The 19,126-nt window shown below is 73.2% G+C and carries 16 protein-coding genes; 3 read left to right on the top strand and 13 right to left on the bottom strand.

The window, feature by feature from the left end:
• Nucleotides 1–18: 18 nt before the first annotated feature.
• Nucleotides 19–1,260 (bottom strand): ROK family transcriptional regulator, encoded by a 1,242-nt coding sequence (locus ACZ4TR_RS41410; RefSeq protein WP_465293679.1) that lies wholly within the window; start codon nucleotides 1,258–1,260, stop codon nucleotides 19–21.
• Nucleotides 1,261–1,462: 202 nt separating this feature from the next.
• Between ACZ4TR_RS41410 and ACZ4TR_RS41405 the strand changes: the two genes are divergently transcribed.
• Complete coding sequence (locus tag ACZ4TR_RS41405; protein ID WP_465293578.1) at nucleotides 1,463–1,786, top strand: hypothetical protein; 324 nt, start codon at nucleotides 1,463–1,465, stop codon at nucleotides 1,784–1,786.
• A 139-nt stretch (nucleotides 1,787–1,925) separates the two neighbouring features.
• On the opposite strand, the gene ACZ4TR_RS41400 is transcribed toward ACZ4TR_RS41405, so the two are convergent.
• The 6 genes from ACZ4TR_RS41400 to ACZ4TR_RS41375 all read right to left on the bottom strand — a co-directional run bounded on the left by ACZ4TR_RS41400 (nucleotide 1,926) and on the right by ACZ4TR_RS41375 (nucleotide 9,841).
• Nucleotides 1,926–2,654 (bottom strand): dienelactone hydrolase family protein, encoded by a 729-nt coding sequence (locus ACZ4TR_RS41400; RefSeq protein WP_465293577.1) that lies wholly within the window; start codon nucleotides 2,652–2,654, stop codon nucleotides 1,926–1,928.
• A gap of 170 nt (nucleotides 2,655–2,824) precedes the next feature.
• Complete coding sequence (gene nudC, locus ACZ4TR_RS41395) at nucleotides 2,825–3,844, bottom strand: NAD(+) diphosphatase (protein WP_465293576.1); 1,020 nt, start codon at nucleotides 3,842–3,844, stop codon at nucleotides 2,825–2,827.
• The gene (locus tag ACZ4TR_RS41390; RefSeq protein ID WP_465293575.1) at nucleotides 3,844–5,223 is read right to left on the bottom strand and encodes a M16 family metallopeptidase; all 1,380 of its coding nucleotides are present in this window, start codon (nucleotides 5,221–5,223) and stop codon (nucleotides 3,844–3,846) included. The genes nudC and ACZ4TR_RS41390 overlap by 1 nt, the downstream gene beginning before the upstream one ends.
• A complete protein-coding gene (locus ACZ4TR_RS41385; protein WP_465293574.1) occupies nucleotides 5,220–6,512 on the bottom strand; it encodes a M16 family metallopeptidase in 1,293 nt (430 codons plus the stop codon). Before ACZ4TR_RS41385 ends, ACZ4TR_RS41390 begins: the two co-directional genes overlap by 4 nt.
• Before the next feature lie 9 nt (nucleotides 6,513–6,521).
• A complete protein-coding gene (locus tag ACZ4TR_RS41380) occupies nucleotides 6,522–8,120 on the bottom strand; it encodes a DUF2207 family protein (RefSeq protein ID WP_465293573.1) in 1,599 nt (532 codons plus the stop codon).
• Between the two features lie 2 nt (nucleotides 8,121–8,122).
• On the bottom strand, nucleotides 8,123–9,841 hold the full coding sequence (locus tag ACZ4TR_RS41375; protein ID WP_465293572.1) for a DUF2207 domain-containing protein: 1,719 nt from the start codon (nucleotides 9,839–9,841) through the stop codon (nucleotides 8,123–8,125).
• A 501-nt stretch (nucleotides 9,842–10,342) separates the two neighbouring features.
• On the opposite strand from ACZ4TR_RS41375, the gene ACZ4TR_RS41370 reads away from it, so the two are divergent.
• A complete protein-coding gene (locus ACZ4TR_RS41370) occupies nucleotides 10,343–11,437 on the top strand; it encodes a neutral zinc metallopeptidase (RefSeq protein ID WP_465293571.1) in 1,095 nt (364 codons plus the stop codon).
• A 186-nt stretch (nucleotides 11,438–11,623) separates the two neighbouring features.
• On the opposite strand, the gene ACZ4TR_RS41365 is transcribed toward ACZ4TR_RS41370, so the two are convergent.
• On the bottom strand, nucleotides 11,624–12,694 hold the full coding sequence (locus ACZ4TR_RS41365) for an RDD family protein (protein WP_465293570.1): 1,071 nt from the start codon (nucleotides 12,692–12,694) through the stop codon (nucleotides 11,624–11,626).
• A gap of 33 nt (nucleotides 12,695–12,727) precedes the next feature.
• Here ACZ4TR_RS41365 and ACZ4TR_RS41360 point away from each other — a divergent pair, with 33 nt between their 5' ends.
• Nucleotides 12,728–13,735: a stage II sporulation protein M gene (locus ACZ4TR_RS41360; RefSeq protein WP_465293569.1), complete on the top strand. Its 1,008-nt coding sequence runs from the start codon at nucleotides 12,728–12,730 to the stop codon at nucleotides 13,733–13,735.
• On the opposite strand, the gene ACZ4TR_RS41355 is transcribed toward ACZ4TR_RS41360, so the two are convergent.
• Genes ACZ4TR_RS41355 through ACZ4TR_RS41335 form a run of 5 tightly spaced genes read right to left on the bottom strand, consistent with a single transcriptional unit; the run spans nucleotide 13,732 to nucleotide 18,955 of the window.
• Nucleotides 13,732–15,024 (bottom strand): DUF58 domain-containing protein, encoded by a 1,293-nt coding sequence (locus ACZ4TR_RS41355; protein ID WP_465293568.1) that lies wholly within the window; start codon nucleotides 15,022–15,024, stop codon nucleotides 13,732–13,734. The two genes, ACZ4TR_RS41360 and ACZ4TR_RS41355, sit on opposite strands and share 4 nt — an antisense overlap.
• A gap of 1 nt (nucleotide 15,025) precedes the next feature.
• Nucleotides 15,026–15,991, bottom strand: a complete 966-nt coding sequence (locus tag ACZ4TR_RS41350; RefSeq protein ID WP_364527252.1) for an AAA family ATPase — start codon at nucleotides 15,989–15,991, stop codon at nucleotides 15,026–15,028.
• Nucleotides 15,988–17,127: a DUF4350 domain-containing protein gene (locus tag ACZ4TR_RS41345; RefSeq protein WP_465293567.1), complete on the bottom strand. Its 1,140-nt coding sequence runs from the start codon at nucleotides 17,125–17,127 to the stop codon at nucleotides 15,988–15,990. Before ACZ4TR_RS41345 ends, ACZ4TR_RS41350 begins: the two co-directional genes overlap by 4 nt.
• Nucleotides 17,124–17,765 carry a DUF4129 domain-containing protein gene (locus ACZ4TR_RS41340; RefSeq protein WP_465293566.1) on the bottom strand — a complete coding sequence of 214 codons (642 nt, stop codon included), beginning with the start codon at nucleotides 17,763–17,765 and terminating at the stop codon, nucleotides 17,124–17,126. Before ACZ4TR_RS41340 ends, ACZ4TR_RS41345 begins: the two co-directional genes overlap by 4 nt.
• Nucleotides 17,759–18,955, bottom strand: coding sequence for a hypothetical protein (locus ACZ4TR_RS41335; protein ID WP_364527243.1), 1,197 nt, complete (start codon nucleotides 18,953–18,955; stop codon nucleotides 17,759–17,761). Before ACZ4TR_RS41335 ends, ACZ4TR_RS41340 begins: the two co-directional genes overlap by 7 nt.
• Nucleotides 18,956–19,126 lie beyond the last annotated feature (171 nt).

The raw sequence follows: 19,126 nt of genomic DNA, 5'->3' as shown, positions 1-19,126 counted from the left end.
TCCTCCTCATCGGTTGGGCTACTCGGTTGGGGACGGGGCGGAACGGGTGTTCGGGAGGGCCTCCGGGGTCTTGCCGAGTGGCTCTCCGACCGCGGGCCTGCGCGACCCGAGGAGCGTGGGGGTGACGACGCCGAAGACGTCCTCACGGGCGGTGGCCAGCGCGGACTGCAGCGCGCCGGCGCGGACGGCGTTGCCCTGCACCGAAGCGCAGCCGACGGGCGTGCGCGGCAGGACCAGCTCGTGCAGCTTTTCCTGCACCAGCGCGGCGAAGTTCTCGCCGCCGGCGCGGCTCGTGTCGCCGCAGAGGAGCACGAGCTGCGGGTCGGCGACCGCGACGAGGTTGGCGATGCCGCCGGCGACGCGCCGGGCCAGGTCGTCGAGGAACGGGTGCCGATCTCCGGCTTGGGTGACGGCGTCCCACGCGGTTCCGGCGGTGATGCCGTGCGCGGCGGCGAGGCGGCAGACGGCGGGCGAGTCGACCAGGTTGCCGAAGCGGGCGCCGGCCTCGGGCCAGACGTCGCCGGTGTCGACGGTGGCCGGGTCGGGCACGCGCATCCAGTCGATCTCGCCGCCCCCGCCGGTGGCGCCGCGCAGCAGCCGGCGGCCGATCACGACCGCGCCGCCGACGCCTTCGGACAGCCACACCATGACGAAGTCGTCGACGTCCTGGGCCTGCCCGACGCTCATCTCCTCGACGGCGACGAGGTTGACGTCGTTCTCGATGAGGACGTCGACGCCGAGGTCGTCGCTGAGTTTCTGCGGGACGTCGAAGCCGAGCCAGCCGGGGATGTGCGGGGCGGAGGAGAGCAGGCCGGTCCGCGGGTCGAACGCGCCCTGCGCGCCGATCACGACGTGGGCGAGCTGGTCGCGGGTGATCCCGGCTTCCCCGGCGACGTGGCTGAGGGCCTCGCCGAAGGTCCCGACGACGTCGGCGCCCGCGTGGACGGGCAGCGGGGTCCGGTACTCGGCGAGCACGATCCCGGCGACGTCGGCGACGACGAAGTCGGCGACGTGCGGCGTGAGGTCCACGGCGGCGACGAAGGCGAGGGCGCCGTTGGCCGCCCAGAGCTGGGCGCGGGGACCCCGTCCGCCGCCGCGCACTCCGGCCTTGACGACGAGGGTGTCCTGCTCGAGCCGGGTGATGAGCTGTGCGGTGGCGGGCTTGGACAGCCCGATGGCGAGCTCGAGCTCGGCGCGCGTGAGCGGGCCCTCACGCAGGAGGACCTCGATGGCGGCGCGATCGTTGATCTCGCGCAGCATCCGCGGGCTACCGGCTCGCACTCGTCGTCTCCCGACTTAATTAGGATACTTTACAGACGGTTTCGCAGGACTGTAGTGAGCCGGAGCACAGCCGTCAACGGCCTCCGGAAACGGCCAGGTAACGCTTGGGGGCGCGCTGGGCCACGTGGCGGAAACACCGGTGAACGGGACTTCCGCTTGCGGCGACGAGGACGCTGGAGACATGACCTCGACCGTTCCGCCGTGGGACGTGCTCGGCTGCCCGGTGCCGATCGCGCGGTTCGTCGCGCGGACGGACCTCGCCGTCGTCGCGCTTCAGCACGTCGTCGCCTATCCGGGCGGCTGTGCTCTGCACCTGCACCTCAGCGTCCGGCGGGGGTCGCTGGACCAGACCACCTGGGACGGCATCGGCGAAAGTCACGCCGGCGGGTTCCACGGCCCCTCCGACGACAGCCTGCAGTTCCGGGTCAGCCAGGGTTCCCTGACCGAGATCGGCGGCGGCGCGAGCTACGACGACCGCCACTACCGGGGCGACCGGCAGCTCTAACTTTCACCGCTGCCGGCCGGCCCCTTCGAGTTCTCGGTGGAGTGGCGGCGGGCCGGTCTCGACCGCACCGCCGCCCTCCTCGACGGACCGGCCATCGCGGACGCGGCTCAGCGAGCCACGCCCTACTGGCCGTAGCCCGCTACTTCAGGTGCCGGGCGAAGAACCGGCTCCCGTCGTCCCCCTCGAACGCCGGGATGCCGGTGTGCCCGCCCATGTTGGCGTGCAGCGTCTTTTCCTTGGAGCCCAGGGCGTCGAACACGTCCAGGGCCAGCTGCCGGTCGTTTCCTTCGTCGTCCCACTGCAGCAGGACCAGCAGCGGGATGGTGACCTGCCGGGCCTCGTCGAGCATGCTGCGCGGCACGAAACTGCCGGCGAACAGCACGGCGGCCGCGATGCGCGGCTCGACCACCGCGAGCCGGACGGCGATGGCGAGCACCCCGCCCGAGAAGCCGACCGGGCCGTCGATTTCCGGCAGGGCGAGGAGGGCGTCCAGGGTCGCCTGCCATTCCGGGACACCCTGGTCGACGAGCGGGAGGACGAGCCGCTCGACGATCTCGTCGCCGACCGGCTCGCCGGCCTGGATCGCCCGGCGCAGGTCGGCGCGGGCCTCGTCGACGGCGGGGAGCCGGGGCCGGTCACCGCCGCCGGGAAGCTCGATGGTGGCCGCGGCGTAGCCCTCGGCCGCGGCGGCCCGGGCGCGGGCCGCCAGCCGGGGGTACATCTTGCCCAGTCCACCGGGATGGCCCATCAGGATCAGCGGGACCGGTGCGGACGTGGCGGGCGTCCACAGGATGCCGGGGATGTCGCCGAGAGTGAACTCGCGCTCGAGGACGTCGTCGCCGAGGCGCTGTTCGGTCGTGAATCGCATGGTCGTGCCTTTCGGGAGTGCGCTTGAACGGCGCTCCCGGACGACCTATCGCCCAGCCGTGACCCCGGAGGGGAGCACCCACGTCGTAACGTTCACGGGTACCACCTCCTCGTTCGCTCGCACGGCCGCCGCGAGGTTAGCAGCAGCGGCCGGGCGAGCGCCAACGAGTTTCACTCCTCCGCGTCGGCCCAGGCTTTGAGCATCACGCGGGCGATGGACGAGTTGCCCGGCAGGATGATCTCCGCCGCACCGCCGGCGATGGGCGTCGGCTTCGAACCCTCGCCCCGCACCGTGCTGTTCGCGAACGCCGCCCGCACTTCGTCGCGCGACACCCACAGTGCCTCTTCGATCTCGCCGTCCGCCGGCACCAGCGGCAACGACCGGTCCGCCCGGGCGGTGAAGCCCAGCATGATCGACCGCGGGAACGGCCACGGCTGGCTCCCGAGGTAGCGGACGTCCGACACGACCGCCCCCACCTCCTCGCGGATCTCGCGCAGGACGCACGCCTCCAGCGACTCCCCCGCCTCCACGAACCCGGCCAGCACCGAATACCGCCCGGCCGGCCAGATCGGCTGGCGCGCCAGCAGCACGTGCGAGCCGTTGACGCCCTCCTGCGAGTGGACCAGGCAGATCACCGCCGGGTCGGTACGCGGGTATTCTTCGCGGCCGTCGTTCGTGCACTTGCTCGCCCAGCCGAACTGGATCAGCTCCGTCGGGTGGCCGCAGCGCGTGCAGAACTTCGCCTGGCGACGCCAGTTCCGCAGTGCCTGCGCCGTCGTGAACAGGCCCGCCGACGTGTCGTCCAGCAGGTCCCCGTACCCGCGCAGCTCGACCCAGATCTCGCCGTCGGCGCTGGGGACCTCCTCGACGAAGCCCCAGCTGCCCGCCATCTTCACCGTGCCGGCGTCACCCGACGGGCCGCCCGGCAGCGACCAGTAGTCGGTGTCCTGCCACTCGCCGAGGAACACCGCGTCGGCGGGCGGCTCCGAGCCGAAGTCGATCGCCTTCCGGAACGCCAGCACGGACGAGCCCTCGACGACCGGGGTGCGCCCGGTGTCGTCCAGCAGGACGACCCGGGCGTCCGCCCAGCGCGACACCAGTCGCGAAGGGTTGGTGCGCAAGCCCTCCTGACGGTCCACAGTGGACCGCGACAGGGTAGGCAGGTCACCCAGGGTGAACGGGACGGACATCAGGCCGGCTCACCCACGACGACGTCGCCGAGCGCGAGGAGCTTGCGTTCCAGCACGGCCGCGTCCCCGACCACCACGCCCGTGAACCGCTGGGGGGTGAAGTACTTCAGCGCCGCTTCGGCCACCTCGTCGGCGGTCACCGCCGCGACCCGCGCCGGGTGCTCGATGAGCCACTCCAGGCCCAGGCCGGTCGAGGCCAGCGCCAGCACCTGGCCGGCCAGCCCGGACTGCGACGACGTCGACGTCAGCAGCGAGCCGATCGCGTACTGCCGCACCGACTCCAGCTCGTCGCCGGCCGGCGGGACCTGGCCGAGGCGGCCCAGCTCGTAGCGGGTCTCCAGCAGCGCCGGCGCGGTCGCCTCGGTGGCGGTGTCCGCGTCGACATTGACCACCGCGGTGCCGTCGGTGAACTCGAACCCGGAGTGCGCGGAGTAGGTGTACCCCTTGTTCTCGCGGATGTTCTCCACCAGCCGCGACGAGAAGTACCCGCCGTAGGCCAGGTTCGCCAGCTGCAGCGCCGCGTAGCCCGGGTCGGTGCGCGGCACGGTCTGCGCCGAAAGCCGGATCTGCGACTGCACGGCCCCGGCGCGCGGCACCAGCCGCACGCTCGGGCCGGTCAGCTCCGGCAGCGGCGGCAGCCGCACGGCGGACCGGTCGGACGCCCAGCCCCCGAGCACCTTCTCGAGCTCGCCGACGACAGCCTGCGGGTCGATGTCACCGATGAGCACCAGCACGGCCCCGCGCGGCAGCACCGACGCCTGGTGCAGCGCCCGGACCTGCTCGGGCGTCACGACCGCGACGTCTTCGGCCTTCGGGACCTCGCGCGTGGCCGGGTGGTCGCCGTAGCGGTGCTTCTGCAGCGCCTCCCGCGCGATCGTGCGCGGCTGCGTGCGCGACACGGCGATCCGCTCGACCAGCCGTTCCTTCTCGCGCGCGATCTCGTCGTCGGCGTAGGTCGCTCCGGTGAGGACGTCGCCGAGGACGTCGAGGAACGTCGGCAGCTTCTCGGCGAGCGCGGATCCGGTGAGCACCAGGCGTTCCGGGTCGACGCCGGCGCCGATGTCGCCGCCGATCAGCGCCAGCTCGGCGTCGATCTCGATGCGGTTGCGGCGCGCGGTGCCGGTCAGGATCGTCTCGGCAAGCACCTCGGACGTGGCCGGGTGCAGCGCGTCGTCGCCCGCGAACGGGATCCACAGCCGTGCCTCGACCATCGGCACGGTCGCCTTGCGCACGGCCAGCACGCGCAGGCCGTTCGAGAGCTCGGTGTCCACATGGGACAGGTCGCCGGCGGCGCGCTGCTCGCCCAGCGGGGGCAGCGGGCGCGGGCCCCGCGTGGTGCGGCCGATCTCCTCGGCCGTGCGGTGCGTTGCAGAAGTCACTGCTCGTTGTTCCCTTCCGAAGCGGGCTTGACCACCAGCACGGCGCGCGCGTCCGGGCGCAGCGCCTTCGCCGCGGCCGACACGGCTTCCGAGGTGACGGCGGACATCCGGTCCGCGAGCCGGTACACCAGCGACGCGTCACCGTAGAGCAGTTCGAACGAGCCGAGCGCGAGCGTCCGGGACACCAGCCGGTCGTGCTCGGAGTGCAGGCTCGCCGTCCAGCGGGCGGTGACCTTCCGCAGCTCCTGCTCGTCCGGCGGGTTCTCGGCGATCTTCTCGAGCTCGTCGTCCAGCGCCGCCAGCACGCGCTCGCGCGGCACCTCGTGCGGGTGGATCAGGGTGATGGTGAACGTGTCCGGGTCGCGGGCCTCGAACGGGCCGAACAGCCCGGCGCCGGCGCCGATGTCGACGACCAGGGGCTCCTTGTGCACCAGCCGCTGCTGCAGGCGGGAACCGTCGCCGTCGGTCAGGACGCCGGCGAGCACGAGGTAGGCCAGGTAGCCGTCGATGTCGTTGATCGGGTCCGGCATCCGGTAGCCGATGCCGAGCGCGGGCAGCGGGGCGTGCGGGTCTTCGACCTCGCCGCGCAGCTCGGTGGTCGGCAGCGGCTCGGCGAAGGACGGCCGCTGCGGCGCGGGCCGGTGCGGGACGTCGCCGAAGTGGTCCTCGATCAGCTTCTTGGCGTTGCCCACCTCGAAGTCGCCGGCCACCGTCAGCACCGCGTTCGCCGGCGAGTAGTAGGTGTCGAAGAACGCCGCGCAGTCGTCGACCGTGGCGCTCTCGAGGTCTTCGAAGCCGCCGTAACCGTTGTGCGCGTTCGGGAACGTCGAGTACAGGACCGGCGGCAGGGTGATCCACGGGAACCCGCCGTAGGGCCGGTTCAGCACGTTGAGGCGGATCTCTTCCTTGACGACGTCGATCTGGTTCGCGAGGTTCTCCGCGGTCAGCTTCGGTGCGCGCATCCGGTCGGCTTCGAGGAAGAGCGCGCGCTCCAGCGCGGCGCTCGGCAGCACCTCGAAGTAGTCGGTGTAGTCGGGGTGCGTCGACCCGTTGAAGGTGCCGCCGCTGGACTGCACGTGCCGGAAGTGGGCGAGCTTCTCCAAGCTTTCGGAGCCCTGGAACATCAGGTGCTCGAAGAGGTGCGCGAACCCGGTGCGCCCCTCCGGCTCGGAGCGGAAGCCCACGTCGTAGTGGACACTGACGCCGACCACCGGCGCGGTCGCGTCGGGTGCCAGTACCACGCGCAGACCGTTGTCGAGGGTGTATCGGACGAGCTCGGGATCGGCCATGGCCCCACCCTACGACGGCTCGGCGCCTCCTGGCTTCCCGGCTGGCGGGTGAGAACCGGTGTCCGCGGCCACCACGGCGAGCCGGCGCCCGCGGCGGGCACCGGCGAACGTGCCCGCGAGCGCCGTCGCGAAGGATCCGGCCTGGTCAGGGCGGATCTCGCCGTCGTGCCAGTACACCGGTGGCGGGTGTTCGAGGCCCTCGAAAGCGGCCACCCACGGCCCCTGTTCGCCCAGAGCCAACGCGTACGGCAGGCCGCGGGAGAACACCAGTTCGCGCTGGGGCTTGTCGAAGTCCTTCGCCCGCGTCGCGGCGAGCTGGTCAGCGATACCGCGGAGCCGTCGTGCGACCTCGGCGCCCGCGCGACGGCGCGCGGGCAGCGCGGCCGAGGCGGCGACGGCGGCGGCCCCGGCCAGCGCGAGGATGACGCCGAGCTGGGCGTACCCGGCGGTCAGCGCGAGCAGGATCGTCAGGAACACGCCGTAGAAGACGACCCGGGTCCCGGCGCGCCGGAGCCGGCCCGTCGCGAACCAGCCGCGCCGGACGACGTCGGCGTCCAGTTCGGCTCGTGGGACTTCGACGTGACGCTGCCGCAGTTCGGCGAGCGTCACCGAGTCCGGCCCGTCCGCCGGCAGGACGGCTTCGAAAACGGCACGCTCGAAGGGCGTCAGGTGCTCGTCGGCGGGGTTGCGACGGGTCAGCCGGGAGCCGTCGCTGACCCAGAGGTAGTTGCGGACGGCGAGGTCGAGCACGGTGGCGGCCAGGTCGGCGGCCCCGGCGCGGCCGTGCAGCAGCACTCCGACGTGCCCGGGCAGCACCCCTTCCGGCGACGCGAACTCACCCGTCGCTTTCACGAGAAAGCTCCCACCTGGGGGCGGAGTTTTCACGGGAAAGCTCCGCCGTCGGGCGAACGCGACGCAGGCCGCGGCGGCGAGCAGGAACGCGCCGAAGCCCGTCCAGGCCCAGCCGACCGGGGCGGTGAGCACGAACGCGCCGGCGATCGTCTTGGCGGGCACGAGTTCCGCGTTCTCCGGGACGGTGCCCGCGGGCAGCTCGACGGTCGTCGTCATCCGCTCGCCCGCCGCGAGGTTCTGCTGGCTGAACCGGGTCAGCCCGGCGTGGTCGATCTGCGCGGCGCCGCACGGGAAGTCGGAGTCCGGCGGCCCGGCGAGGCAGTCGACGGCGGTGGGGATGTCGGGCGTCGCGAAGGAGGCGCGGATGAACTTCAGGTCGGTGCTCCAGCCACCGGCCAACTCCCAGGTGACCCGGTTCCCGGCGACCGCACCGTCCACTGTGTATCGGACGATCGACGTGCCGGCGGTGAGGCGGACGGTGAACGCGTCCGCGTCCACCTGGGCGTTCCCGCTGCCTTCGAGGACGACGTCACGGACGCCGTAGACGCGGTCGCGGTGGTGCGGCGCGGCGACCCGCAGCGGGACGCGGCGGTCCATCGTGACGCCGTCGGGCACGGAGATCGCTTCGGCGACCGAGAGCGAGCCGTCGCGCTCGACCTTGAGCTGGATCTCGGCGCTCTGCGGCACGGTCGGCAGCGGCGGCTCGTCCCCCGGCCCGGCGACCAGGAAGAGTGCGAGGACCGCTCCGGCGAGCACGGTCAGCGGGACGCGCGGGCGGACGCGGTGAGCAGCCCGTCGAGCGCCGTCAGGAACGACGGGAAGTGCGTGCCGAAGCGGCGCAAGTCCTGATCGGACTCCATGCCGCCGTACCAGTAGAGCCCGGCCGAACCGTCGGAGGCGGGGTTGAGCGCGGCGAAGGCGCCGAGCCAGCGTTCGGTGTCGCCCAGGACGACCGCGTACGGCAGGGAGCGCGAGAACACCATCTCGCGGTCGGCCGGCGGGATGTCCTCGGCTTTCGCGGTGTGGAGGTAGTCGAGCAGGCCGCGGACCTGGCCGACGAGCACCCGGCCGCGCGCGGTGCGCGAGGGCAGCAGCGCGGCCGCCGCGGCGACGGCGAGCCCGGCCAGCGCGACCGCGACGCCGAGGAGCGCTTCGCCGAGCGTGAAGGTGAGCACCGCGGTGGCGGCCGCGCCGAGCGCGAAGATGCCGGCGCCGAGCCAGGTCAGCCGGCCGCGGGCGGTGTCGGGGCGGCGGGAGAACCAGCGCTTGGTGACGACGTCGGCGTACATCGCGTCGCTGATCTTGCGCAGGTCGAGCCGGCCGCGGGCGCGCAGCTGCGACACGAGGACGGCGTCGGTGCCGGCCGGCAGCAGCGTCTCGTAGACCGCGCGTTCGAAGTCGTGCAGGTGCTCGTCCGGCGGGTTGCGGCGGGCGATCTGCCAGTCCTGTCCCGGTACTTCCGCCAGCCAGAGGTAGTTGCGGACGGCGAGGTCGACGACGGTGGCGCTGATGTCGACGACGTCGACGGTCTCGTCGACGACCGTGCCGACCTGGCCGGGCAGGACGCCGTCGGGGCTCGCGAAGAAGACGCGGTCGCCGTCGCGCAGGAGGACCTCGACCGGGCCGGTGGCGGTGGTGAGCGCGCCGGCGTCTTCCTTGCGGCGGCGCTGGACGTGGATCCCGCCGGCGATGAGGAAGACGAGCAGCAGGGCGAAAGCGATGCCGGTCAGCGGGGTGAAGGCGAAGGCGGTGGCGAAGAGGCCGACGTCGGCGAACTTCGCGTTGGCCGGGACGGTGTTCGCGGGGAGGCCGACGAGGAGGTCGACGCGGTCGCCGGGCCGGACGTCGTTCTGTTCGAGGCGGACGACACCGGTGTGGTCGAGTTCGGCGAGGGTGCAGCGCTGGCTGGAGCCGATCGGGCCGGCGAAGCAGTCCACAGGGGACAGCCGTGGCGACGGCGCGAGGAAGGAGGCGGTGAGCTTTTCCAGCGGGGTGTCGAAGCCGCTGGCGACTTGCCAGCGGGCTTGCTGGCGGCCGCTCTGGTCGGCGATGGCGCCGTCGACGGTGAACGTGGCGGTCGAGGTGCCGCCGGTGAAAGTGAGGACGAGCTGGTCGCCGGTGAGCTGGCTGGTGGCGGCGCCCTCGGTCTTGATGTCCCTGGCTTCGAAGACGCGGTCCTGGTCGTCGCCGGCCGCGACTTTCAGGGGGACGCGCGAGGTGAGCTGCTTACCGCCGGGGACGGTGACCTTCTCGGTGACCTGGAGCGAGCCGTCGCGGAGGACTTTGAGGGCGACGTCGGCGGTGGGGCCTTCGGGCGGCTGGATGTCTTGGCCGTTCAGCCGCTGGGGTTTCTTGGCCTGCTCGGAGGGTGCGTTCGGCAGGACGGGCCCGGCGGAAGGCCCTTGTGCGGCGGCGGGCCCGGCGGTCAGCACGGCGATCGCGGCGACCGCGGCCGCTGTCCCCCATTTGCTCAACACAGCACCACACCCTAGAGCACCCGCTCTATGCTGACGCCCGGAACGGCGAGATCTCCGCAGGTACGTCGCTTCCGACGGGGAAATCGCACGGGGGGTTCCGCTTTCATGACGCAAGGCCCGCAGGGTCCTGGCTCTGGTCCTGGCTCTGGTCCGCACGACCCGCGGCGGCCGGTGCCGCCACCGGGGCGGGGACCGTTGCCGCCGCCGGGGGCCCGGCCGTTGCCGCCGCCTGGGGTTCGGCCGCTGCCGCAGGGTCGGCCGGGGCAGGGACCGGGTGGACAACAGGGGCAGGCGCCGCGCGGCCCGGGATCAAGTCCGCACGGACCCGCCGGTGCGCCCGGGCGGCCACCGCAGCGTTCCGGCGGGCAGCCGCCGCAGTTCCCCGGCCAGCCGCCTCGGGGTCCACAAGGCACTCAGGGCTTTCCCGCCCACGGCCCGCCGTCCGGTGCCTACCCGCGCCCGGGCGGCTTCCCGGCGGGCGCGCCGCTTCCGCCGCCGGCCGTGGCGGCCCCGCCCGTCTTCGCTCCCACCTACGCCGGCCCGCCTCCCGGCGCTCCCTTCGGGCCCCGGTTCGCGCCCGGCTACCGGCCCTACGTCGCGAAGAAGTCGAACACCGGGGTCATCGTGGCTGTCGCGATCATCGGGATCGTCGCGGTCGTCGGGGGGCTCGTCGCGGCCATCGCGCTGATCGGGGGCAACACCCGGCACGTCGCCGACGCCGGGTACTCCAGCACCTACCCCTCGGACACCTACGAAACCACCTCCGCCGACGAGACCACCGCAACCACGTCGTCCGCCGAACGGACGACCACCAGCGAAACCACCGAGCGCACGACCCGCACGTCCGAAACCCCACGCGGTCCCCGTTCGGTCGTCGCCACCGGCAACAACCCGTTGTTCGCCAGCGCCGACTACGGACTGCAGAACGTCCCCTGCTCGCTGAGCCGCTGGGCGACCGACCAGGCCGGCGCGACCCGGTTCTTCCAGTCCGGGATCGCCTGCCTCGACGCGATGTGGTCACGCATGCTCGGCGCCGTGGACCTGCCGTTCCGGTCGCCGAACCTGTCGGTGCCGCGGTCGCTGTCGGAGTCGTCGACGCCGTGCGGCAGCGGGGGCACGACGACCGGCGTCACGCCGTTCTACTGCTCCTCGAACGACACGATCTACATGCCGATGGACCGCATCGAGATCGACTCGTGGGGCAACCACCCCGGGCCGTACCTGTCGATCCTGGCCCACGAGTACGGCCACCACGTGCAGAACCTGGCCGGCATCACCGAGGCGTACGGCAGCCAGCGCTACGACGCCGGCGCCGACTCGGCGGCCGGCCTGGAGCTGTCCCGGCGGATGGAGCTCGAGGCGCAGTGCTTCTCGGGCATGTTCCTCGGCTCGGCGTCGGTCTCCGGCGGATCGGTCGACAAGAACATCTACAACGAGGCCTGGAACGCCCAGGACCGCGGCGACGACTACGCCCGCAACGGCAAGCGCGACCACGGCAGCGCCAGGCACAACATCTCCTGGTGGCAGCACGGCGCGACCAAGAACCGCAACCAGCAGTGCAACACGTGGCTCGCGGCCTCGGCCGACGTCTCCTAGCGCCCCAATGTGGCGTTCGGTGCGCCCCACGCACCCAATGTGGCGTTCGGTGCGCCCCACGCACCCAACGTGGCGTTCGGTGCGCCCCACGCACCCAACGTGGCGTTCGGTGCGCCCCACGCACCCAACGTGGCGTTCGGTGCGCCCCACGCACCCAACGCCACATTGGGGCGCTTGAAACCCGGGTCAGCTCGGCGGGGTGAAGGGGTTCTCGGCGGGAGGGGCCGGAGTTCCGGACGGCGGAGTCGGCGGATCCGCCTCGGCCGCCGAGCCGGCGGAGCCCGGCCCGGCGGAGCCCGGCCCGGCCGCGGCGGCAGCCGGGGCAGCGGCAGCCGGGCCGGGGGCAGCCGGCGAGAGCGAAGGCCCCGCCGGGGCAGCCGACCACGGCGAAGGCTGAGCCTGCGAAGCCGCGTAAACCGGCCCACCCGTGGCCGCGTACCCCGCTTGATCCGAAGGCAGCTGCCCCCGCGCCGCCGCCACCTGGGCCGCGTAGGCCCGCACCGCCCGCGCGTGGTCGCGGTTCCGCCGTTCCGCCAGCACCGCCGCCAGGAACGCCCACGGCGGCACCCCGGGCGGCACCGGCGTCCCCAGCGCGTTGCCCACCTGCTGCGCCAGCTTCCAGCCCAGCGCGTGCGACGCCTCCGGGGCCAGCTGGCCGAACCTCGCCAGGAACTGACGGCTCGCCAGCGCGAGGTCGTCCGGGAGCCGGGTCAGGTCGAGGCGGGCCGCCCAGCCCTCGAGGCCCGGGGGCATGCCGATCGCCGGGTAGGCCACGCTTTCCGGCGCGCGGTCGCGGACCACCAGCGTCCCGGCGAGGAAGTCGCCGACGCGGCGGCCGTCGGACGAACACAGGGACACGATCACCGCCACCGCCCCGAAGACGCCGAGCGCCCAGAAGTCGATGACGAACCCGGCGAGCCCGCGCGTGAGGGCGTGGCGGAAGCGGATCGGCCCGCCGTCGACGCGCACCACGCGCAGCCCCACTGCCATCTTGCCCAGCGAACGGCCGCGCGAGAGCGTCTCGAACAGCACCGGGTAGCCGACCATGATCAGCACCAGGAACACCAGGATGAGGGTCAGCGCGAGCGACTCGTCCTCGCCCGGCACGGTGAGCGTGAGCACGAAGAACGTGCCCAGCAGCAGCGCGAACTGCACGAGGACGTCGAGCACCATCGCCAGCGCGCGGCTCGCGAGCTTGGCGACGTGCAGGTCCAGGACGACGGCTTCGCCGGTGACCAGCTCGGATTCCTCGTGCACCCGGCCCAGCCTAGCGACGGATAGGCTGACCTCGTGGATGTGGACGTCTTCGTCGCGACGCACTCGGCGGAGTGGAACCGGCTCGGCGAGCTGACCCACCGCGGCGGCAAGCTGACGGGGGCGGAGGCCGACGAGCTGGTGACGCTCTACCAGCGGACCGCGACGCACCTGTCGATCGCGCGCTCGGTCGCGCCCGACCCGGCGCTGGTGAGCCGGCTGTCCGGGCTGGTCGCCCGCGGGCGGAGCGCGATCTCCGGGTCGCACAACCCCGCGTGGCGCGAAGTCGCGCTGTTCTTCACGCGTCGTTTCCCCGCCGCCGTGTACCTTTCGCGGCGCTGGTGGATCCCGGCGGCGCTGGTGTCGATCGCAGTGATGGCGGTGATCGCCGTGTGGGTGGCGCGCGACCCGAACGTCCGCGCGTCGATCGGGTCGGCGGACGAGCTCAACCAGCTGACCAAGCCCGGCGGCGAGGCCGAGAGCTACTACTCGACGGGCCCGGCGACGTCGTTCGCGGCGCGCGTCTGGACGAACAACGCCTGGGTGGCGGCGACCTGCCTGTTCCTCGGGGTCGCGCTGGGCCTGCCGGTGATCGGCGCGCTGTGGATGAACTCGCTCAACGCCGGGCTGATCATCGGCGCAATGAGCGCGGCCGGCCGCGGCGACGTGATGATCGGGCTCCTGCTCCCCCACGGTCTCCTGGAGCTGACGGCGGTGTTCATCGCGGCGGGCACCGGGCTGAAGCTCGGCTGGACGGTGGTCGACCCCGGCCGCCGCTCTCGCACGAAAGCGCTGGCCGAGCAGGGCCGCTCGGTGGTCGTGATGGCGCTCGGGCTGGCGTGCGTGCTGTTCGTGTCCGGGCTGATCGAGGCGTTCGTGACGCCGTCGGGCTGGCCGACGTGGGTCCGGGTGGGAATCGGTGTCGCGGTCGAAATCGCGTTCCTGGTCTACGTTTTCACGCTCGGCCGCCGCGCGGCGAAGGAAGGCGAGGTCGGCGACCTCGACGCGCGCGACGCCGGGGACGCCCTGCCCGAAGCGGCTTAGAGCCGCCCGGCCGCCTTCAGCGCCAGATAGCGATCCGCCAGCGCCGGCGGCAGTTCCTCCGGCACCGCGTCCACCACGCCGACCCCGTGCCGCGCCAGGCGTTCCGTCACCCGCTGCCGCTCCGCCGTCGTCCGCGACGCCGACGCCGCGTCGTAAACCGCCTCCGCGGCACCCCGGCCGGCGAGCATCTCCGCGACCCGCGGGTCCGCCACCGACGCCACGATCAGCTCGTGCCGCGCGGTCAGCGAGCTCAGCACCGGGAACAGCCCCTCCTCCAGCGGCGCCGCGTCGAGGCCGGTCAGCAGCACCACCAGCGAACGGCGGCGGGTGCGCTGGAGCACCTCCGCGACCATCCCCCGCGCGTCCGTCTCCACGAGCGAAGGCTCGATCGGCGCCATCGCGTTCACCAAGGACGACAGCAAAGCGGCCCCCGACGAACCCTGCACGGCGGCCCGCAAGCGGCGGTCGTACGCCAGCAGGTCGACGCGGTCACCGGCCCGGGAAGCCAGTACTGCCAGCAGCAACGCCGCGTCCATCGCCGCGTCCAGGCGCGGGGCGTCGCCGACGCGGCCCGCCGACACGCGGCCCGTGTCCAGCACCAGCACGACGTGCCGGTCGCGCTCCGGGCGCCAGGTCCGGACCATCACGTCCGCCGCCCGCGCCGTCGCTCGCCAGTCGATCGAGCGGACGTCGTCGCCGATCACGTACTCGCGCAGCGAGTCGAATTCCGTGCCCTGCCCGCGGATCAGCACCGCGCTGCGGCCGTCGAGCTGCTGCAGCCGCGCCAGTCGCGAGGGCAGGTGCTTGCGGCTGTGGAACGGCGGCAGCACGCGGACCGTCCACGGCACCTCGTGCGAACCCTGCCGCGCGGCCAGCCCCAGCGGCCCGACCGACCGGACCGTCACCCGCGCCGCCGTCCGGTCACCGCGGCGCGTCGGCCGCAGCGAAGTCACCAGCGCCCGGCGTTCCCCCGCCGGGACGCGCAGGACGTGCCGGTCCTCGGCGCCCGCGCTCGGCGGCCACGCGTCACGCAGCTGTCCGCGCACCGGGCGGCCACCGGGGTTGGCGACGACCAGCGTCACCTCGCACGGCTCGCCGAGCCGCACCGACGTGGCGCCGGACCGCTGAAACGTCAGCGACCGCACGCCTCCGGCCAGCACGAGATCGGCGACCACGAGCAGCAGCAACACCCCGCCGACCGCCAGGATCCCGGTCGTCGACGGCACGAGCAGCCCGACCACCAGCGCGCCGAACAGCGCCAGGAGCCCGAGCCTTCCGGTGACGGCCATGTCAGCGCGGCACGGGCACGGACGCGAGCACGCGGTCGAGCACGCCGTCCGCGGTGACGCCCTCCAGCTCGGCCTCCGGCCGCACGTCCAGGCGGTGCCGCAGCGCCGGCCGCGCGAGCGCCTTGACGTCGTCAGGGGTCGCGTAGTCGCGTCCGGCGAGCCACGCCCAGGCCCGGGTCACCGCGAGCAACGCCGTGGCGCCACGCGGGGAAACGCCGATCCGCACCGACGGCAGCTGCCGCGTCGCCCGGCACAGGTCGACGACGTACCCGATCACCTCGGGCCCGATCGTCACGCGGGCCACGGCTTCCCGCGCGGCCGCCAGTTCCGGCGCGCCCGCGACCGCCTTGAGCCCCGCCGCCGCGAGGTTGCGCGGGTCGAAGCCCTGCGCGTGCCGCCAGAGGATGCCGATCTCGTCCTCACGCGAGGGCGCCGGCATGGTCAGCTTCAGCAGGAAGCGGTCCAGCTGCGCCTCCGGCAGCGGGTAGGTGCCCTCGTACTCCACCGGGTTCTGCGTGGCGATCACGATGAACGGGTCGGGCAGCGGCCGCGTCTTGCCGTCGAGCGAAACCTGCCGCTCCTCCATCGCCTCCAGCAGCGACGACTGCGTCTTCGGCGGCGTCCGGTTGATCTCGTCGGCGAGCAGCAGGTTCGTGAACACCGGCCCCTCGCGGAAGGAGAACTCGCCGCTGTGCGCGTCGTAGACGATCGAGCCGGTGACGTCGCCGGGCATCAGGTCCGGCGTGAACTGCACCCGCGTGGTCTCCAGGCTCAGCGACGCGGCGAGCGCCCGCACGAGCAGCGTCTTCGCCACGCCCGGGACGCCTTCGAGCAGCACGTGCCCCCGGCAGAGCAGCGCCAGGATGAGCCCGGTGACCGCGGCGTCGTTGCCGACGACGGCCTTGCCGACCTCGGCGCGCAGCGCGATCAGCGCGTCCCGGGCACCACTCGCGTTCTCGCTGGTCAAGATCGCCCCACCTCTCGTTCCACCTGGTCCAGTTCGCCGGCCAGCCGGACCAGCGCGGGGTCGTCCGCCGCCGGCGGGCCGTAGAGCACCGCGCCGACGTCGTTGGCCGGCCGGCCGGTACGCGTGCTCACCGCGGTCACCAGCGCCGCCGCGTCGGCGTCGCGCGGCAGGCCCAGCGCGGTCCGCAGCCGGCTCCGCGCCGCCTCCCGCAGCGTTTCGCCCGCGTGTCCCGCGGCCTTCGCCCGGCGGTACAGCCGGGCGCGTCCTTCGGCGGTTTCGGCCGCGCGCACGACGATCGGCAGCGGCTCGGTGACGACCGGGCCGAGCCGGCGCGCCCGCCACAGCGCCAGCAGCGCGACGGCGATGAACGCCTGCGCGGCACCGTAGTACCAGCCGTCCGGGATCAGCTCGAAGATCGACTTGCGGGTGTCGTCCAGCGCCGGGTCCGCCGTGGACGGCAGGTACCAGACGAGCTTCGGGTGCTGCCCGAGCAGGTGCAGCCCCAGCGCCGCGTTGCCCTGGTCGGCGAGCCGCGAGTTGGTCAGCGGTGCCGACGAGCCGAGCAACGTGGTCAGGCCGCCCGAATCGGCGAGCTGCAGCAGCGTGCCGCCGCCGTCTTCGCCGGGGTAGCACGACCGCGCGCCGGGCGAGGCGTACCCGATGCCGCCGAGGGTGACGTCGCCCGCCGCGACCGCCGCGGCGACCGTGCACTGCGGGCTGAGGGTGCCGAGGTCGCTCTGCCCGACCGGGTGCACCAGCGGCAGCGAGTCGCGCAGTGTCGGCGCTCCCGGGGTCACGAGCACGACGTCCGCGGCGTGCTGCCGCAGCGCGTCGAGCCGCTTCGCCGGGACGAGGTCGGGCTGGGTGACCAGCAGCGTCGCGTCTTCGGCGATCGCGTCGTCCGCTTCGGCGGCGGTGTGTGCCGTCCGGACGTCGACGCCCTGGTCCTGCAGGAGCTGCGCGAGCGCGTGGGCGCCGCCGGGTTCGTACGAGCCGGGTTCGAGCGCGCCGTGGGTCTGCTCGCCGCGCCCGAGCAGGAGCAGGGCGCCGGCGGCGAAGATCAGGGCGACGAGGGCCAGCGGAATGCGGACACCGCGCCAGATCCGGCGCACGTCCGGCGAAACCGAGGTGCTCACGAGCCCGCCATGGCGACGGGACGTTCACGACGGCAGCGTTCGTCCAGCTCGGTCAGCGTGCGATAGGCCGCTTCGGTGCCTTCGCGGCCGCCGTAGTGGACGTCGTCGAAGAGCCGCGCGCCTTCCCGCAGTTCCGCGGCGACGTTCGGCAGCAGGACCCCGGCTTCGGCGGCGGCCTCGTCGGCCGTCCGGCCCGAGCGGGCGTCGAGCAGCGCGCGTTCTTCGAGGGCCCGCACGACGGCGCGGAAGCGGTCGCGGACGGCGTCGCCGTACCGCCCGCCCGCGGCGGCTTCGGCGGCCGAGCGGCGGTAGTCGTCGGCGCTTCGGCGCTTCCCGCCGAACACCGTCCCCCCGGCCCGGGCCGCGCGGGCGACCTTGCCGGTGCGCAGGCGGACCACGACGACGAGCACGATCAGCACCACGAGGACCAGCAGCACACCCCAGATCCCGCCCGGGACGACCGAGGACATGCCGTTGAGCAGCTTCTCCAGCTGCTCGCCGAGCCACTGCCCGATCTGCTGCAGGAGGTTCGGCTTGGCGTCCTGGTACTTCGGGTCGGTCAGTTCTTCCGCCGCCGCGCGGCGGGCAGCGTCCCGGTCGATGTCGACCGGGACGTTGGTGAGGACCAGCGTCACCATGCCTGCGGCGGCTGCACGCCGGCCGCGCGGGCCAGCTCGATGTCCATGCCTTCGCGGCGCATCCGCTGGTCGAGGTAGACGATCACCGTCACCAGCGCGACGAACGGGATGGTGATGGTGCCCGAGATGATCTGGCCGGCCGCCTGGAGCAGCAGGTCACCGGTGCCGGGCACGACCACCCGCGACGGGTTGAAGAGTCCGTCGAACAGGCCGCTGCCGACGTTGAACGGAATCTGGATGATGGTGCTGACCAGCCATTCGAGCAGCCCCGCCAGCAGCAGGATGCCGAACACCCGCCAGAACGCGCCCTTGACCAGCTTGGCCGACCTCGAGAACGCCTCCCGGAGCGTGCCGCGCTCCAGCACCAGCGCCGGGTTGGCCAGTGACCAGTACACGTAGGCGATGATGCCGGGCACGAAGCACAGCAAGCCGCCCACTGTCGTGGCGATCGCGTAGAGAAGCCCGACTCCGAGCAGCGGCAGCAGCCGCGGCTGTACCTCGCGCCAGGCGATCGCGAAGGTCACTTCACGCCCGAGCACGGCACGGCCCATGACGGCGGCCAGCAACCCGTTCGCCACCGCCATGAACAACGTGGTCAGCAGGGCTGTCGGCACCAGCGCGAGCAGTATGTCGCCGAGGGCGCCGAACGCGGCTGTGGCCACCTCCTCGTCGGTCGAGCCCGGGCCGAGTTCGGCGGTCGAAGCCAGATCCTGCAGATCGGCGAGGACGAACTTCTGCACGAAGAACGTGATCGCGGCCGTGACCACGGCCATCACCGCGCCGATGCCGAGGATCAGCAGCGGGTGCCGGCGGATCGCGGTGATCGCGCCGTCGAGGATGTCGCCGATGTTGAGCGGCCGCAGCGCGATCACGCCGGGCTTGCCGAGCCCGTGCGGGCTCCAGCCCCGCGGCTGCTGATAAGGCTGCTGGTACTGCTGCTGCCCGGGGAACTGCGGTGGCGCCTCCGGCTGCCAGCCCGGCGGGCGCTCCCAGCCCGGGGGCGTCGCCGGTCCCGGAGCCGCCTGGGCGTCCGGCGGCTGCCACCCGCGCGGCGGCGTCGCCGGTGACGCGGAGTGGTCTTCGGCCGGCTGCGCATCACCCGATCCGGGTGCGGGAATCTTCGGGACGCCCTGGCTGGGCGTCGGCGTGTCGTCGCCCTGGCCGCCGGGCGCGCCACCGGTGTCTGTCATCGAAGCCCCTCGCCTGCAGTACCTGGTTGCCGACACTCTTTCAGAGCCGGTCGCACCCGGCCAGACCTGGGGTGACGTCCGTCCGCGGTAACGCCGTGCGCACGGACGGGTGCGAGAGGCCCCGTTCCCCCGATATGCTGAACCGCGGGATCGGGTACCCCCGGTCCGTAC

This window comes from Amycolatopsis sp. NPDC028719 (genome assembly GCF_055565395.1).
Note: the sequence above shows the minus strand (reverse complement) of the source record. Positions and strands in the feature narration are given on the sequence as shown.